Raw genomic sequence first — 16764 nt, forward strand, 5'->3', positions numbered from 1 at the left:
TTCCAATTCAAAGGTGCCACTTCCTATACTTTTTGTCAGTAGTAAAAGTGAAAGCCCGCTTATATAATAAACGGGCTTTATTTCTATATTCTAACCTTTTCTACCGCTTTTATTTGGCGATACTCAGGCTCCCAGATTGCTTCTTTCACTGCAATCTTGATATCGTTATCACTTAAATTCTCTCTAGCTACACCTTCTGCAACAGCAACTTTCGCTACTTCAATTGCAACCATTTCCGAGATGTTACGTAACTCTTCAACTTCTGGCAAAATAGGTGCACCGGGCTGACTAGTATCTACCATGCTTGCAACTGCTTCAGCTGCTGCCGCGAACATTCCATCCGTCATGACGCTTGCACGTACGACAATTGTTCCAAGACCAAGTCCAGGGAAAATAAGTGCATTATTTGATTGTCCAATCACATACGTTACACCGTTATATGTAACTGGTTCAAATGGACTTCCTGTTGCAACTAATGCTCTTCCTTCTGTCCACTCAATTAAATCAGCTGGTTTCGCTTCAGCAAGTGGCGTCGGATTCGACATCGGTAAAATGATTGGTCTTTCTACGTGAGAAGCCATTTCTTTAACAATCTTTTCTTTAAATGCACCTGCAACCGTTGATGTACCAATTAAAATTGTCGGTTTTACATGTTTCACAACTTCAGCAAGTCCAATCACATCATTTTGTTTCCACTCACTTACTTCCGCTTCTTTTCTTGCATACGGCATTTGGAAATCAAGAAGATCTTCCATATTATCTGTAACTAATCCGTTACGATCAATACACCAGAAACGCTTATACGATTCTTCTTCTGATACACCTACGCGGACCATTGCATCTCTAACTTGATCTGCGATACCAATTCCAGCCGTCCCAGCACCAAATACAACAACGCGGTGTTCACTTAGCGGTACACCTGAAGCTTTCACTGCCGATAATACCGCAGCAAGCGAAACTGCACCTGTACCTTGAATATCATCATTAAATGTACAAATATCATGACGATATTTATCTAAAATTTTTCGTGCATTTCGAGAACTGAAGTCTTCCCAATGTAAAAGTGCTTTCGGGAATTGTTTATTTACCGCTTGTACAAACGTATCAATAAACTCATCGTAAGCTTCACCAGTTATACGAGGATGACGATTTCCAATATAAAATGGATTGTTTAATAGTTCTTCACGGTTTGTACCTACATCTAAAATTACTGGTAATACACGACTAGGATCGATTCCAACTGCGGCCGTATAAACAGCTAACTTTCCGATGGCGATGTTAATACCACCAACGCCCCAGTCACCAATTCCAAGTATGCCTTCTCCATCTGTAACAACGACTAAATCAATATTTTCTGCTGTTGCACCGATATTGGCGAATGCTTCTTCAATGCCTGATGGATCGTTAATTGATAAATACACACCACGCGGTTTACGGTATTCATGACTATATCTTTGAATCGCTACACCGACTGTTGGTGTATATACAATTGGTAACATTTCGCGCAAGTGATCTGTTAAAATGCGATAAAATAGTACTTCATTTCGATCATGTAACGCTGTTAAGTATACGTTCTTTAATAAATCATCCGGCTGAGAACAAAATTGTTCGTATGCTCGGCGCGCTTGTTCTTCTAACGTTAAAACTGCTGGCGGTAATAACCCTTTTAAACCTAATTCTTCTCTTTCTTCTTGCGTGAAAGCGACCCCTTTATTTAAAAGTGGTGTTGATAATACTTCTACTCCTCTTAATGTCGTTTCTAATGAACCATTAGAAGTTACTGTAAACTTGCTCATAACATCCCTACCTCTATTCATATATAGCATTTCTATATTGTAAACAAAAAAGAGGGGCTTGTCCCCCCTCTTCTTTTAATTTTTCTTTAAAAGAGTTGCTCCTGCAATCCCTGGGTGTGTCATTTCGAATGGATCTAGAATTAACTCTAAGTCTTCTTGTGACAATACACCATTTTTCACACAAAGTTCTCGAACGGATTGCCCTGTCGCGATTGCTTCTTTTGCAACGCGAGCTGCTGCTTCATAACCGATATGAGGGTTCACGGCTGTAATAATTCCTACACTCTTCTCAACATACTCTTTTAAGCGATCTTCATTCGCCTCAATTCCTTTTAAGCAATTATCTGTAAAGGCACGGAAACCGTTATTCATAATGCTAATTGATTGAAGTAAGTTAAAAACAAGTACTGGTTCCATAACGTTTAATTCTAATTGTCCTGCTTCTGAAGCAAGGCAAATTGTATGGTCGTTACCAATTACTTGGAACGCAATTTGATTAATTACTTCTGGCATAACAGGGTTTACTTTTCCTGGCATAATAGATGAACCTGGTTGACGAGCAGGTAGCATAATTTCCGCTAAACCAACGCGTGGACCTGATGCCATTAGACGAAGGTCGTTCGCAATTTTAGACATGTTCATCATACACACTTTAAGTGCTGCAGATACTTCAGTGTATGCATCCGTATTTTGCGTAGCATCTACTAAGTCTTCTGCACCAACAAGTGGTAATTCACTAATTGCAGCTAAATGTTTTACAACTGCTTCAATATATTCTGGATCTGCATTTAAGCCTGTACCAACTGCAGTTGCTCCCATATTTACTTCATATAAGTGTTGACGTGATTGCTGAATTCGTTTCATATCACGTTCAAGTACGCGAGAGTACGCTTTAAATTCTTGTCCAAGACGAATTGGCACAGCGTCTTGTAAATGTGTACGACCCATTTTAATAACATGATCGAACTGCTCTGCTTTTAATTCAAATACATCGTGCATATAACCCATCGTTTGTAATAAACCTTCTAATGCGTTTAATGTTGCGATATGAATCGCCGTTGGGAATGCATCGTTCGTTGATTGCGCCATGTTCACATGACTATTTGGACTAATATAATGATAGTCTCCCTTTTCCATTCCTAATAATTCAAGAGCACGATTGGCCATGACTTCATTTGCATTCATGTTCATTGAAGTACCTGCTCCGCCTTGGATTGGATCTACGATGAAATGATCATGCCATTTTCCATCCAGAATTTCTTGAGCAGCTTCTGCGATCGCGCCGCCCTTGTTCAATTCCAATCTTCCTACATCTGTATTAGCAAGTGCTGCAGCTTTCTTTACAATTGCGAACGCTTTAATTAAGCCTTCATGAATTTTGTATCCTGTAATTGGGAAGTTTTCAACTGCACGCATTGTTTGTACGCCGTAGTATGCATAGTTTGGCACTTCTTTTTCACCTAAAAAATCTTTTTCAATTCGAACACCATTTTTAACTTCAGTTAATGTTGCCATGATTATTCACTCCTTAACGATTTCTTATGCTGCTTTTGTTTCTTTGACTGTTTCTACATATTGTTTTGCTTTCTCATTATCGAATTCGCCTTCCCACTTCGACATAACAATGGCCGCTAATGCATTTCCTAATACATTGACAGATGAGCGAATCATATCTAAAATGCGGTCAATTCCCGCAATTAATGCGATACCTTCTAGTGGTAACCCCATTGAACCTAACGTTGCTAATACAACAACGAACGATGCACCTGGAACTCCCGCCATACCCTTGGATGTTAACATGAGAACGAATAATAACGTTATTTGCTCTGTCAGTGACATGTGCACACCGTACATCTGTGCAACAAACAATGCCGCTAACGCTTGATAAATAGCCGATCCAGTCAAGTTAAATGTATAACCTGTCGGAATAACGAAAGAGGCAACTGCCTTTGGGCAACCGAATTCTTCCATTTTTCTCATTATATTAGGTAAAACAGCTTCTGAACTTGCTGTCGTAAATGAAAGAATAAGTTCTTCTTTTAAAATTTTCATTAATGTAAAAATGTTTACGCCAACCATTCGTGCATTAATACCTAATACAATCACAACGAATAGTATAACAGTTACGTATACAGCTAGCACTAGTTTTCCTAAAGGAAGTAGTGTTGCTACACCAAATTTTGCAACCGTAACCGCAATTAATGCAAATACACCAAATGGCGCAAATTTCATAACTTGATTTGTAACCCAAAACATCGCTTCGAGTACACCTTCAAAGAAGTGGAAAACTGGTTTCCCTTTTTCTCCAATTGCTGCAACTCCTAAACCGAATAATACTGAGAAGAAAATAATCGGTAATAAGTCACCTTGTGCAATTGATTCAAATACGTTTTTCGGTACGATATGAACAATCGTCTCAGCGAATCCTTGCTTCTCTGTAGCATCTGCTGTTTGTTTATAAGAAGAAATATCACTTTGCTGTAAGTTATTCATATCAACGCCAGTACCTGGTTGGAAGATATTAGCCGCAAGTAATCCCATTAAAATAGCGATTGTCGTAATAATTTCGAAATAAAGAATTGTCTTACCGCCCAGTTTCCCAAGCTTCTTCATATCTCCTACACCAGCTACTGCAACAATTAATGCTGAAATAACAATCGGTACTACAATCATTTTAATTAAGTGAATAAATATATCCCCAACTGGTGTGATATAAGAAATAGCCGTTTTATTACCATAGAAGATTGCCCCTACTACAATCCCTAAAACAAGTGCAACAAAAATTTGTGTTGCCAATCCGAATTTTTTCATTTATGTTCATCCCCTTTATGCGAACGCTTTCATTTCGTATTTATAAAAGCTTACTCACACATCATATAGGCGAACCTACAAAATCATACAAAAACCTACAAGTTCGTCACAAAAAATTCGAAAATTTTTCTTTTCTTTTTCATTGACACCTTTTCGTGAAAAAGAAATAAAATATACTTGATAAGTAATCAGATTGTTTCGTATAATCAAAAAGATATATACTTACAACAAATCGAAATGAAAAGGAGTGGATAATATGAAAAATTATGTACAAAAATTCGTTCTATCTTCTTCTTTTCTTTTTCATTTTCTTAAAAAGGAACAAAGGCGTTCGCCTTTGTTCCTTTTTTATTGCGATTTATATAGGGGGAATTGTTATGAGACCATATAAACGTGTCTTAATTAAATTAAGCGGCGGTGCACTTGCCGATCAAACAGGAAATAGCTTTAACTCCAAACGATTAGAACATATCGCAAATGAGATTTTATCCATTGTTGATTTAGGTATTGAAGTATCTATCGTCATCGGAGGCGGGAACATTTTCAGAGGTCATTTAGCTGAAGAATGGGGCATTGATCGTGTAGAAGCTGATAATATCGGTACACTAGGTACAATTATTAATAGCTTAATGCTACGCGGCGTTTTAACGAGTAAAACAAATAAAGAAGTACGCGTTATGACTTCCATCCCGTTTAATGCTGTAGCTGAACCATACATTCGCCTACGTGCAGTCCACCATTTAGATAACGGTTATATCGTTATCTTTGGAGGCGGTAACGGGCAACCGTTCGTTACGACAGATTACCCAAGTGTTCAAAGAGCCATTGAAATGAATAGTGACGCAATATTAGTCGCAAAACAAGGAGTAGATGGCGTCTTTACTAGTGATCCAAAACATAATAAATCAGCGAAAATGTACAGAAAACTAAACTATAACGATGTTGTTAGGCAAAACATTCAAGTCATGGATCAAGCCGCTTTACTGCTTGCCCGTGATTATAATTTACCTGCACACGTCTTTAACTTCGATGAGCCGGGGGTGATGAAAAGAATTTGTTTAGGTGAGCATGTGGGGACGTTGATTAATGATGATGTTTCTTTACTTGCGCATGAGAAATAATTATTTCTCATTACAAAAGGGTGTCTATAAAAGACACCCTTTTTCCATTAACCTTTATAAATAAAAATCCACCATCCCAGCAAATTTCTCCTTACAACGCTCCCACAAAGATAACTTCTCAAAAAATTCTTTCGTCATTTCTTTTGAATCACGAAAATCCTCTGTTAACGCCTTATTAACTTGTCCTACAATAGGACCTCCATGAATATAAAAATTCATTTCATCATTTATATTGAAACTACGCGAAGTAAAGTTTGTTGTGCCAATAACGGTTAATTCATTATCAATAAGCATTAATTTGCCATGGAACATTCCTTTTTTATACCCATATACAGTAATCCCATTATTAACAGCTTGACGTATGTATGGATACGCCGCTTCTTTTATAAGAGGTAGATCTGGTTTATATGACCAAAGTATTTTTACTGTAACACCACGCTTTTGTGCTGCGATTAAAGCATTCATTGACTCTTTATTTTTCGCTATAAAATACGGCGTTGCAATTACAATTGAGTGCTGAGCTTGTTTTATTAGCTCTATATACTTTTTAGCAACGTAATGTCCATTGTAACTGACCATAGTATGTAATGTATTCCCTTTGCTAGCCTTATTCGTACTTCTCTTTATATCTTCTTTCGTATCTCGTTTCCAATCTAAAGCAAATTGTTCCTCTAAATCTTTTGCACCTTCACCTTTTATCCGTACATGATAGTCTCTCCAGTACCCAAAGTGTTTATCTTTCCCTAAGTACTCATCCCCTATATTAAAACCACCTGTATAGCCAATCTCCCCATCAATCGTCGTAATACGGCGATGATTACGATGATGAAGGGAATAAAATCCGAATGGCAATTCAGGTTTTCTACTATATGTAAAATGCACACCACTTTCCCGCAATTCACTTATCATCTTGCTTTCAAATGATAAATCATTAATGCGATCAACGGATAAATAGACGTTCACTCCTTCTTTTGCCTTCTCTTTTAATAAGTTTAAAAAAGTATGGCTACTTTTATCATCCGATAAAATAAAAAAGTACGTGTAAATAGATTGCTTCGCTTCTCTTATATCAGTAAACAATTGTTTATAAAAAGGATTTCCTTCTACATATAATTGAAAATCACTATAATGTGGTGCATACTCTGTCGGCATGTTTCTCCCGGCTTCCATTTTCCTACCTAAAGTAACATCGATATGCATCCAAATTAAAATAAAAACAACAATAGCAATAATAATAGAAGTAACTCGCAATATTTTTTTAATCATTTTGATTTCCTTCCGCTCCTTTTCTTTCCACTCTTCTATTTTGTCATTCCAATTTAGATTTCATGCTTCATACAAAAAAAGGATGCGACTTTACGTCACACCCTTTTCATATTAAACAAAGTTTCGCGCATCATTATTTCTTCCAAACTTATAAATCGCAATTAAAAAGAAGGCTATCGCAAAGGCGAATAAGATTAAAATATTTAAATACAAATCTGAAATCGGAATGCCTTGTTGTAGTTTTGATACTGTGTCTAATAGCCATCTCTGCGGAAGAAAATCAGCTACTTTTTGCACTGCTTTTGGCATAATGTCATACGGAAAATAGCATCCAGCAAGTAAACATGTTGGTACAATAACCATATTTTGCATTGCATTTGCTGATGCTGAGTTTTTCGAAAAAGCGACAAGAACTAACGATATTCCAATTGCTATTAAAGCAAATAGCATGAGTACACCAATCATCACTATGAAAGGCATATTGATATTCGTATGAAAAACATTCGTTAGGAATAGGGTTGTAATCAGAATTTGTACTGTTAATATCATCAGATTTACCCCGACATTAGATAATATGAATTTCTTCCCATCTATCGGCGTTGATAAGAGTCTGAAATACGTTCTATTCTCTTTTTCTTTTAAAATATAACCTGATAAATTCGCTGCTGAAAACAGCATAAACATAATAAGGTAACCCATCGTTTGGTTTGTCATATCTTTATTTTTCGAAGTATCTTCTAACGTCTCCGTTTTCATTTTAAACGAACCTTTTTGATATCCTGCATACATACTATCAAATGCACTTTGATCTGCTCCTGCTACTTTACTAATAGCTGCTACATTATCAATATAGTTATATAAATAGGATTTTATAAATGCTGTTACTTGATCACCTTTAATCGATGAAATCTCAATATGATCAGGTTTCCCTTCTCGAACACTTTTTGAAAAACCAGATTCTAATGTAATAACTCCATCAAGTTTTTTGGAAGTAAGTTTATCTTCTACTTCCGACTCCTTAACCTTACTCACTTTCACATGATTTAATCCTTCTAAAAACTTTATCGTATCATTTGCTATCGGCTCATTCTCTTTATTTACAATCCCGATATTTAACGCTCCTTGACCTACATTTCCATATATCGAAAAAGAGATGAGCGTCCCTATTATCGGCAAGCTAATAGTAATAAGTAAACTTCTTTTATTTTTCAAAAGTACAGATAACGTTTTTTGTATGAGCCATAAAATATCTTTCATACTATAGCCCCTCCCGTCTACGTAATGCAATAATCGCAATTAATAAAAAGAGTGCTGAAATGACAAGGTTTAAAGAGATTACTGGCAGTGCTGCTCCTACATCATTTGCATAAATAATTTTCATGACAGCTGTGTTTGCCCACATTAATGGTGATAAGTTCGTAATGAAATTTTCTTCTACTACGACATATGCCCCACCAAAAATAGAAGCTAACTGGATAACAACAAGAATAATTGCTCTCGATGATTCAGCTGTTTTCGTAATATATCCGATCCCTAAACCGAAGCTAATTGCTAGAAAGACTTGTGTTAATAAAATTATAAATATAATTCCAAGATGTTCGCCCCAATTCGCTTGAAATACAAATTTGCTAAATAACATGACAAGTAATACGCAAAGGGCATTTGCTACTAGGCTACCAAGTACTTTTCCAATGAATATTTCAGCCTTACTTATAGGCGCAGCAATAAGGCGATCTCCTGTTTTACGTATTCGTTCTCCTCGAATTAAAGAACTCGCTCCCATCCCAGCATATAGTGCAATCATCGTTGTCATTACAACCGCATAGTAATCCATAGAACCTGGTTTTTTCGCAGCTTGTAAAGATGTTTCTTTTATATAATCATTATGATTTCCGTTTGAAATAACTGCGCTCACCTTACTAGGATCTACTTTTGCAACCTCGGTTGCTACATTGTACTTATCAACAAATGTTGTAAGCATACCTTCCACAATACTTCCCTCAATACTACTTTTGTCACTTCCATATAATTTTGCACCATCTTTCTTTAACTCTACATAAGCAGCATATTTATTTTGCTTTACTTCTTCTTTCCCATCTATGCCCTCAGAAACTTTTTTAAAATGAATACCTGATTTATCGACTTCTTTCGTAAATGCTTCAAACGATTGAGAAAATATGCTACTCGCTTCATCTTTATATAGCACTTGTATATCCTTAATCGATTGACTATCACTATTAAATGCATTCGTTAACGCCGTTCCTAACACAAGCATAAGTACGATCGGAAATGCTAACATAAAAACTAAAGTTCTTACGTCCCTGAAATCTCGTTTCATATGCATAACTGCAATATTGAAGATGTTCAATTGATGAACCTCCCTTTACCTTTTCTTCATTTACCTTTTATTTATCTCGTAAGTTTCTTCCAGTCAACGTAAGGAATACTGTTTCTAAGTTTGGAGCCTGCTCCTCTAGCGAGCGGATTTCAATGTCATGATTAATGAAGTGCTGAATAATTTTATTTAAATTGTTTACTCCTGCATCCGAGTTTACTTTAATTACGTTCTCTTCAATTTGAGCAGCTTTCACACCGTTTATCTCTTTTAACTGTTCTACATCTAAATTTTCTACTGACTTCACTTCAACCCAAACGTCTTTCGTATCAGTAATAATCGCTTTCAACTGCTCTTTTGTACCTTCTGCAATTACTTTACCGTGATCGACAATTGCTATTTTCGTACAAATCTCTTCTACTTCTTCCATGTAGTGGCTCGTGTAAATAATAGTACTTCCCATTTCATTTAATTTTCGAACAGATTGGAGAATATAGTTTCTTGACTGTGGATCAATTCCAACTGTCGGCTCATCCATAATAATTAACTTCGGTCTATGAGCGATTGCACAAGCGATATTCAGTCTTCGTTTCATCCCACCTGAAAAGTTTTTCGGGTAACTTTTATGTTTATCGCTAAGCCCTACAAACTGAAGTGCTTCCTCTACTCTCGCTTTTAGTTCAGCCCCTCTTAACCCGTACAGTCCCGCAAAGAATTTCACATTTTCATAGGCAGTTAACTCTTCATAAATCGCAATATCTTGCGGAACGATACCGATATTCATCTTCGCAAATCGATTATGTTTTTTTATATTTTTTCCTAATATGCTAATTTCACCTTCATTACTTCTTAACAACCCAGCAATCATATTTATCGTTGTACTTTTACCAGCACCATTTGATCCTAAAAAGCCAAATATCTCTCCTTCTTTAATAGATAAAGACATATTATCTACCGCGATGAAATCACCAAATTTTTTCGTTAAATTTTTAATTTCTAATGTATTCATCATTTCACCCCTATTTCTGTTTCTCTGCTTTTAGTATAAACAAAAATAATGAACCTGCTCAGTGCAGAAGTTCATTATTTTTACATGAGATTATTCACTTTTTTCATATGAGATGATTCATTTTCATAACCATTTCCTATATGGGCAACAGCATTGTTACTGAAAAACCACTTGTTCCATCTACAATAATTTTTCCGTTTACTGATGCTGTTCGCTCCTCCATCCCTATAATCCCGAGACCTTTCTTAACGAGAGTTGCACCTTTTCCGTTATCCTTCACTTGCACTTTCACCATCTTGTTAAGTACATGAATATCAATTGAAATGACTGTCGCATCAGCATATTTCATCGCATTTGTTAATGCCTCCGTAACATTTTCACCAATAATCTTCCACTGAATCGGCGAAATCATATCTAAATTCCCTTTATATACGAAAGGAATATTTATTTCATGCTTACCGGCAAATTCCTCTATGAATAATTTCATACGGTGAATACCAATTTGCTCAGTTGGTGGCTTCATATTTTTTAATGTAACCCGAATGCTTTCAATCCCGTCTTTTGAAATATGAATTGCATTTTGTAATAACTCGGCAGACTTTTCTTTATCTATCCCCATTAATCTCTTTGCTGCTTCCATTTGAATTAGCGCCCCTGTCATCGAGTGACCAATTTTATCATGAATTTCTTGAGAGAGCCGGTTTCTCTCTTCTAACTTAAATGTGTACTCTGATTGCTTTATGTACTCTTTATTTTCATGTAAGCTTTTCGTCAGCCGCTGCATATCTTTTCGCATCTTATCATTTTGCGATTCAAGCTTTAGTACGCGCGATATATACCGTTCTGCCATAGTTAATACAATGAAAGAAAATGCAACAATTAATCCATATGTCATTCGAATACTTTCATCTGTAAAAATAATGGGGATCATCATCATAATAAAGAGCTGCCATTTCTTCTCTATATATTGAAATACAAGTTCAAATAAATTCAATGGTAAAAACAAAATAAAAAGCGAATGAATCTTCCATGTTAATAACATAACTAGACCAATTGATACGCAAGTTAATATGTTTTTGTACGTATCATTTTTAAATATAGAGATCAGCACGTTTACAGAAAGATATAAAAGCAAAGTAAGTATAATCCATGGTAAGTTCGCGACATTTAAATAAATGTAACTAAACACAATATATGTAAATACAATTAATTTACTTACAATTAACCAAAATTCCATTTCACTAATCTACTTTCCCTGTTAAGTAATAAATCGCAATTTGTGTACGATGTTCAAGTCCAGTTTTCCCTAAAACAGATGTAATATAATTTGCAATCGTTCCTTCTGATATGAAAAGTTGCTTTGAAATTTCTTTATTCGAGAAACCTTTCGCAATTAACGCGATAATACTAAGTTCTCTTTCTGTAAAAAGACTCTTATCTATTTTACATTCGTCCTCTTTGCTCTCCATTAAATTGCACTTAATTTTATCAAGCACTACATCTTGCATAACAGTTTGACCGTTATATACTCCTTTTATTGCATCACGAATACGCTCTGGATCGTTATTTTTTAATAAATAACCTTTCGCCCCGTTTTTTACTGCGTCCAAAATATATTCATCATCATCGAACGTCGTTAAAATAAGCGGTTTCGTTTTCGTCTCTTCACAAATAAATTTCGTTGCCTCTACCCCGTTCATATTTGGCATACGAACGTCTAAAAGCGCGATATCAACGTCGTTCTTTTTGCAATAGTCCACTGCTTCTTTCCCATCATTTACTGTATCTACCACTTCGAACTCTTCATATGTATTTAAAATAATTTTCATGCCTTCTCTAATAAAAGAATTATCATCCGCTATTAATATTTTAATTTTCATGTTTGTTAGTATGGACCTTCCCCTACTAACATTCACATCCTTTCTTCCCGTAACATTTCCCACTTGCTCATTATATACTCCTTTTTACCATTTTTTCACACCTTTTTTCATATAGCCTCCTTTCTAAAAATATATTATTCTTTTTTTACAACATGTGTAGGGTGACTTATCATTCTTTACGTCTATATAATAGAATGCGTCAAAAAGGAGGGAGAGACCCATTGAGGAAAAACAATTAATTGAAAAAGCACAGCAAGGAAGCGAACATGCTTTTCGTATCCTTGTGCAAACATATCGTCATTATATTTTCCAAGTTATCTTTTCTATTTTAAGACACGAAGAAGATGCAAAAGATGTTACACAAGAAGTATTCGTAAAAATTCACGCCTCTCTCCCAAATTATCAATTTCGCGGATTAAAAACGTGGATGGCGCGTATTGCCACCAATCACGCTATTGATTATAAGAGAAAAAAAGCTAGAGAAAACGAAGAACTCTCCTTATGTAAAGAAACTGAGGAAAATATACAGTCCTCTCATAATATTGAGGCTTTATTATTGACGAAAGAGCAGAAATTACTTATTGCTCAAAAACTGAGAGAACTTCCCGAAAATTACCGTGACGTTGTTCTCGCACATTACTTAGAAGAAAAAAGCTATCAAGAAATTGCTTTGCAGGAAGACATCGAAGTGAAAACAGTCGAAATGAAACTGTATCGGGCAAGAAAATGGATTAAAAAACATTGGAAGGAGGAAGAGTTTCTATGATGCATTATTCAAAAGAAGATTGGCGCAATTATACATTAGATTCTATAGAAAGCAATGAACGTGAATCGATGGAAGAACACCTTTATGAATGTGATCATTGTTTAGCACTTTATATGGAAAGTATTGATAAACAACATGAAAACCTTCCAATGATAAATGATGATTCATTTACGAACGAAGTTATGACGCAAATTAATTTTGAAACACTACAGTCTAATGAAAATATGAAATCAAACCAACTAAAGCGTACGATTATCCATTACATAATTGCAACCGCGGCTACAATTATTTTTATGGTAAGTGGTTTATTCCAATATATTTTCACAGCGACATCAAATTTCGAGAAATCTTCAAAACATAACGAGTCTTCTATCTCACAACAAATTGTAAACAAATCGGTAGACACATCAAAAAAGGACGGAGGTTCAAAGCATGAATAAAAATCCCTTTTTAGCACTTGTATTAGGGCTAATTCCTGGTCTTGGACATTTATATGTAAAGAAATTTGGACGGTTTATTTTATATAGCGGGGGAGCTTTATTTCTATTTATCTTCGCAGTATTTTGTACAGTAGAATTAGGAGAGCGCACCATTGCTTTTCTTTCCCTATTTTTACTAGCTGTTTTATGGGTAATTAACTTACTAGATTTAGTTATCACCATTATAAACCAAACGAAAAAACAAGAAGCTGGAGAATTGACAGATTCCTCTAAAGAGAGCGAACGATTTTATATCATTCTCCTATCAATCATCCCTGGACTTGGACATTTTCAATTAGGGCTTATGCAACGTGGACTTACATTTTTAGTCGCTTGCACAGGAATCGGAAGTATGATTATTTTCGTTGCACTTTTAACATCGCAAGAAAGTTTTCTTATCTTCCTTATTACATTACCTGTTTTATGGATTTACAATTTCTTCGATGTTGTTCAGCAGCTCCAGAAAAAAGAACGTGGCGAGCAACTAGATGATCGTACTATTTTTGAAGATTTTGAAGAACATCGAGAACAAGGAAAGAAAAGTAAAACATTTGCTTCTATTTTAGCGATGTTCCCCGGAGCAGGACATATGTATTTAGGTTTGCAACGCCGTGGTCTTCAGCTTATGGCAGCCTTTTTACTATCAATTTATTTACTCGACTTATTAAGACTTTCGGCGTTTTTATTTTTAGTACCAATCATTTGGTTCTATAGCTTCTTTGACGCTTTACAGCAAACTGCAAAGTATGGAAAAGAACGTGTACATGACGAACCTATCATTGATTATTTTATCAATCATCAAAGATGGATCGGTATTGGGTTAATTACACTCGGTGGTTATTATTTATTAGATCAAACACTCCTTCCTATTTTGAATAATTACTTTGCAACTATATTTAACATTCATCTTAGCGAGCTCTATTATCGCTATTTCCAAACATCTATCGTTGCACTCCTCTTAATTGGTGGCGGCTTTAAATTGTTACTTGGAAATAAAGAAAACAAAGGTGGTACAAAAGAATGAGAACATGGCGCGTTGGAACATTTTCAATGGGGCTTTCTATTATTTCATTAGGTTGCTTCTTACTATTTTCAGTTATACAAGGTACTGAGGTATTAGATTCCTTAACAGCATGGTGGCCTGTTTTACTTATTATACTTGGCGTGGAAATTTTACTATACCTTCTATTTTCTAAGAAGGAACAATCCTTTATTAAATATGATATTTTTAGTATTTTCTTTATCGGCGTTTTAGGAAGCGTTGGAATTGCTTTTTACTGTTTATTATCAACTGGATTACTAGAAGAAGTTCGTCACTCTATTAACACAACGAGGCAAACGAGTAATATTCCAGATGGACAATTTGATATACCTGAATCTATCAAAAAAATCGTAGTAGATGCAGGACATCAGCCTCTAACGCTAGAGGGAAATAATACAAATCAAATTCATCTTCTTGGAACTTATGAAATAACGACGAAAGCAAATGAAAAACTCAATTTAAAACAAGATGATTTCCTTTCAGTTCAAACAGCTGGAGAAACGATGTATATTACTTTAAAATCATTACCTGTTCAGCATACGTTATTTAATTCAGCACCACAGGTGAAACCAACGCTTGTTCTTCCGCAAAATAAAAATGTGGAAATCCGTGCTTCCAATAACGAACTATCTCTTTATCCAGGTCAATTACAAAATAATTGGTTTGTACAAGAAAGCTCAAGAGTGTCTGTCCATCTTGCAAAAGAGAGTGATGTATCTTTAACAGCAGTAACGAATCAAAAAGAAACACATGGAAGCACACCTTGGGAGCAAGTTGAAGATGTAACGAAAAAAGAAAATAGTTCTTCAGAAGAAAATCCAGAATTCAACGAGCAAGAACATTGGTATAAAAATTCGATTAAAACAGGAAATGGGACGTACAAATTAAATATTGAGAAAGCCTATAATATAAATATGAGTGTTATCGAAAAATAAAAAACCTTCCACAATTGTGGAAGGTTTTTCTCATATAATCGCTTTAATTCCTTCTAACACTAAGCCAATCATAAATCCGCAAACAGCCCCGTTTACTCGAATCCACTGCAAATCTTTACCAACGTTATTTTCAATCATTTCAATTAACGTTTTATCATCCAACTTATCAAGATTTTCTTGTACAAGTTTTCCGATTTTCGAATGATTCTTTTCCACAAGTGTGACAACTTGTTTTTGTAACCACTCTTCTATTTTTTGAACAGTTTGTTCATCTTCTTTTATTTTATTCATTTGTGTTTGTAAAAATGGAATAACATATTTATCAGCAAATTCTTCGTTATTTACAAAGGTAACAGCTCTTTGTTGTACTTGCTCCAGCATCTCTTTAATTTTGTCAGTAGCATCCCAATTCGCAATCCATTTTTCTTTCCAATTTTCTAACTCCTGTAGTAAAGCTTCATTTTCTTTTACATTTATAATTTCTTGACGAATTTTCGCTAATATAAGTTGTCTTGTGCTATTATCAGCATCTTGTAAGCTGTTAATATTGCTAATAATAAATTTCTGCAAAATGCCGCCAATTTTATCTTCATCTACAATATTCATAAACGATTTCAAAGTAAACTGTAAAAACCCATCTACTTTTATGTTTTCCATCGCCTTCATACCTAAGCTTCCGAGCTGGTATCGTGCTTCATCTTGCGCTGTCCAATCTTTCACTTTTACTAAAATGTAATCAAGTGTCTTTTCATCATATTCTTGCACAACTAATTGATCAACAAGCACTTGTAAAATGTTACTTGTATTAATTGTATGCAAATACGTTTTTAATTCTTTTTCAATAATAACCGCTAATTTTTCCGTATCTATTGTAACAATCGCTTTCTCCGCAATCGTTACAATCCCCTTTTTCACAGCGTCAGACTGCATTTCTCTCTCAGCAATTTGCAGCACCATTTGTGCTAGCTGCATTTCTTTTACTTTATTCGTAATACTTTCTTTCGTCAGCCACTCATTTTCTAACGTGTTAATGAGCCCTTTCGTTACTCGTTTACGATTTTTAGGTAATAACGCTGTATGAGGAATTGGAATTCCCATCGGATGACGGAATAAAGCCGTAACTGCGAACCAATCCGCAAGTCCGCCAACTAATCCAGCTTCAAATCCCCCTTGTATAATCTCTCCAGCTACCGTTCCTTGAAACGGGATAGAAGCGGCAAAGCCTACTCCCATAACCCCAAGCGAAATACCCGCTATATATTTAGTCTGTAATGACATCGTATACACATCCTCTTATTATGTAAAATAAAGCTTTTTTGTTATA

The 16764-nt window shown here is 35.3% G+C and carries 15 protein-coding genes; 5 read left to right on the plus strand and 10 right to left on the minus strand.

What is annotated here, in order from left to right:
- Nucleotides 1-83: 83 nt before the first annotated feature.
- The 3 genes from malS to KI369_RS19695 form a co-directional block, all read right to left on the minus strand.
- The gene (malS, locus tag KI369_RS19685; RefSeq protein WP_212957069.1) at nucleotides 84-1796 is read right to left on the minus strand and encodes an oxaloacetate-decarboxylating malate dehydrogenase; all 1713 of its coding nucleotides are present in this window, start codon (nucleotides 1794-1796) and stop codon (nucleotides 84-86) included.
- Nucleotides 1797-1871: 75 nt separating this feature from the next.
- On the minus strand, nucleotides 1872-3311 hold the full coding sequence (gene aspA / locus KI369_RS19690) for an aspartate ammonia-lyase (RefSeq protein ID WP_144610904.1): 1440 nt from the start codon (nucleotides 3309-3311) through the stop codon (nucleotides 1872-1874).
- Between the two features lie 24 nt (nucleotides 3312-3335).
- Nucleotides 3336-4607 (minus strand): cation:dicarboxylate symporter family transporter, encoded by a 1272-nt coding sequence (locus tag KI369_RS19695; protein WP_000713281.1) that lies wholly within the window; start codon nucleotides 4605-4607, stop codon nucleotides 3336-3338.
- A gap of 377 nt (nucleotides 4608-4984) precedes the next feature.
- On the opposite strand from KI369_RS19695, the gene pyrH reads away from it, so the two are divergent.
- Nucleotides 4985-5728 carry a UMP kinase gene (gene pyrH, locus KI369_RS19700; RefSeq protein ID WP_212957070.1) on the plus strand — a complete coding sequence of 248 codons (744 nt, stop codon included), beginning with the start codon at nucleotides 4985-4987 and terminating at the stop codon, nucleotides 5726-5728.
- 54 nt (nucleotides 5729-5782) lie between these two features.
- Here the strand turns inward: pyrH and KI369_RS19705 are convergent, their stop codons facing one another.
- The 6 genes from KI369_RS19705 to KI369_RS19730 form a co-directional block, all read right to left on the minus strand.
- A complete protein-coding gene (locus tag KI369_RS19705) occupies nucleotides 5783-6994 on the minus strand; it encodes a phospholipase D-like domain-containing protein (protein ID WP_212957071.1) in 1212 nt (403 codons plus the stop codon).
- A gap of 111 nt (nucleotides 6995-7105) precedes the next feature.
- Entirely contained in the window at nucleotides 7106-8251 is a 1146-nt protein-coding gene (locus KI369_RS19710; protein WP_212957072.1) for an ABC transporter permease, read from the minus strand.
- Nucleotide 8252: 1 nt separating this feature from the next.
- A complete protein-coding gene (locus KI369_RS19715) occupies nucleotides 8253-9362 on the minus strand; it encodes an ABC transporter permease (RefSeq protein ID WP_212957073.1) in 1110 nt (369 codons plus the stop codon).
- 37 nt (nucleotides 9363-9399) lie between these two features.
- Nucleotides 9400-10338, minus strand: a complete 939-nt coding sequence (locus KI369_RS19720) for an ABC transporter ATP-binding protein (RefSeq protein WP_212957074.1) — start codon at nucleotides 10336-10338, stop codon at nucleotides 9400-9402.
- A 136-nt stretch (nucleotides 10339-10474) separates the two neighbouring features.
- Nucleotides 10475-11575, minus strand: coding sequence for a sensor histidine kinase (locus KI369_RS19725; RefSeq protein ID WP_212957075.1), 1101 nt, complete (start codon nucleotides 11573-11575; stop codon nucleotides 10475-10477).
- A 4-nt stretch (nucleotides 11576-11579) separates the two neighbouring features.
- On the minus strand, nucleotides 11580-12218 hold the full coding sequence (locus KI369_RS19730; protein ID WP_071721859.1) for a response regulator transcription factor: 639 nt from the start codon (nucleotides 12216-12218) through the stop codon (nucleotides 11580-11582).
- Nucleotides 12219-12501: 283 nt separating this feature from the next.
- On the opposite strand from KI369_RS19730, the gene KI369_RS19735 reads away from it, so the two are divergent.
- Genes KI369_RS19735 through exsE form a run of 4 tightly spaced genes read left to right on the plus strand, consistent with a single transcriptional unit; the run spans nucleotide 12502 to nucleotide 15440 of the window.
- Entirely contained in the window at nucleotides 12502-12984 is a 483-nt protein-coding gene (locus KI369_RS19735; protein WP_238484942.1) for an RNA polymerase sigma factor, read from the plus strand.
- On the plus strand, nucleotides 12981-13424 hold the full coding sequence (locus KI369_RS19740; RefSeq protein ID WP_212957076.1) for a hypothetical protein: 444 nt from the start codon (nucleotides 12981-12983) through the stop codon (nucleotides 13422-13424). The genes KI369_RS19735 and KI369_RS19740 overlap by 4 nt, the downstream gene beginning before the upstream one ends.
- Complete coding sequence (locus KI369_RS19745) at nucleotides 13417-14487, plus strand: hypothetical protein (RefSeq protein WP_212957077.1); 1071 nt, start codon at nucleotides 13417-13419, stop codon at nucleotides 14485-14487. The genes KI369_RS19740 and KI369_RS19745 overlap by 8 nt, the downstream gene beginning before the upstream one ends.
- Nucleotides 14484-15440, plus strand: a complete 957-nt coding sequence (gene exsE, locus KI369_RS19750) for an exosporium protein ExsE (RefSeq protein ID WP_212957078.1) — start codon at nucleotides 14484-14486, stop codon at nucleotides 15438-15440. The genes KI369_RS19745 and exsE overlap by 4 nt, the downstream gene beginning before the upstream one ends.
- 30 nt (nucleotides 15441-15470) lie before the next feature.
- On the opposite strand, the gene KI369_RS19755 is transcribed toward exsE, so the two are convergent.
- Nucleotides 15471-16718 carry a DUF445 domain-containing protein gene (locus KI369_RS19755; protein ID WP_212957079.1) on the minus strand — a complete coding sequence of 416 codons (1248 nt, stop codon included), beginning with the start codon at nucleotides 16716-16718 and terminating at the stop codon, nucleotides 15471-15473.
- Nucleotides 16719-16764 lie beyond the last annotated feature (46 nt).

The organism is Bacillus sanguinis (genome assembly GCF_018332475.1).
GTDB classification, from domain to species: Bacteria; Bacillota; Bacilli; order Bacillales; family Bacillaceae_G; genus Bacillus_A; species Bacillus_A sanguinis.

What these genes read in the sequence shown, in the direction of transcription:
- KI369_RS19710 (WP_212957072.1), bottom strand. Translation starts at nt 8,251, where the DNA reads ATGAAAGATATTTTATGGCTCATACAAAAAACGTTATCTGTACTTTTG.
- KI369_RS19745 (WP_212957077.1), top strand. Translation starts at nt 13,417, where the DNA reads ATGAATAAAAATCCCTTTTTAGCACTTGTATTAGGGCTAATTCCTGGT.
- exsE (WP_212957078.1), top strand. Translation starts at nt 14,484, where the DNA reads ATGAGAACATGGCGCGTTGGAACATTTTCAATGGGGCTTTCTATTATT.
- KI369_RS19725 (WP_212957075.1), bottom strand. Translation starts at nt 11,575, where the DNA reads ATGGAATTTTGGTTAATTGTAAGTAAATTAATTGTATTTACATATATT.
- aspA (WP_144610904.1), bottom strand. Translation starts at nt 3,311, where the DNA reads ATGGCAACATTAACTGAAGTTAAAAATGGTGTTCGAATTGAAAAAGAT.
- KI369_RS19695 (WP_000713281.1), bottom strand. Translation starts at nt 4,607, where the DNA reads ATGAAAAAATTCGGATTGGCAACACAAATTTTTGTTGCACTTGTTTTA.
- KI369_RS19730 (WP_071721859.1), bottom strand. Translation starts at nt 12,218, where the DNA reads ATGAAAATTAAAATATTAATAGCGGATGATAATTCTTTTATTAGAGAA.
- pyrH (WP_212957070.1), top strand. Translation starts at nt 4,985, where the DNA reads ATGAGACCATATAAACGTGTCTTAATTAAATTAAGCGGCGGTGCACTT.
- KI369_RS19705 (WP_212957071.1), bottom strand. Translation starts at nt 6,994, where the DNA reads ATGATTAAAAAAATATTGCGAGTTACTTCTATTATTATTGCTATTGTT.
- KI369_RS19740 (WP_212957076.1), top strand. Translation starts at nt 12,981, where the DNA reads ATGATGCATTATTCAAAAGAAGATTGGCGCAATTATACATTAGATTCT.
- malS (WP_212957069.1), bottom strand. Translation starts at nt 1,796, where the DNA reads ATGAGCAAGTTTACAGTAACTTCTAATGGTTCATTAGAAACGACATTA.
- KI369_RS19755 (WP_212957079.1), bottom strand. Translation starts at nt 16,718, where the DNA reads ATGTCATTACAGACTAAATATATAGCGGGTATTTCGCTTGGGGTTATG.
- KI369_RS19720 (WP_212957074.1), bottom strand. Translation starts at nt 10,338, where the DNA reads ATGAATACATTAGAAATTAAAAATTTAACGAAAAAATTTGGTGATTTC.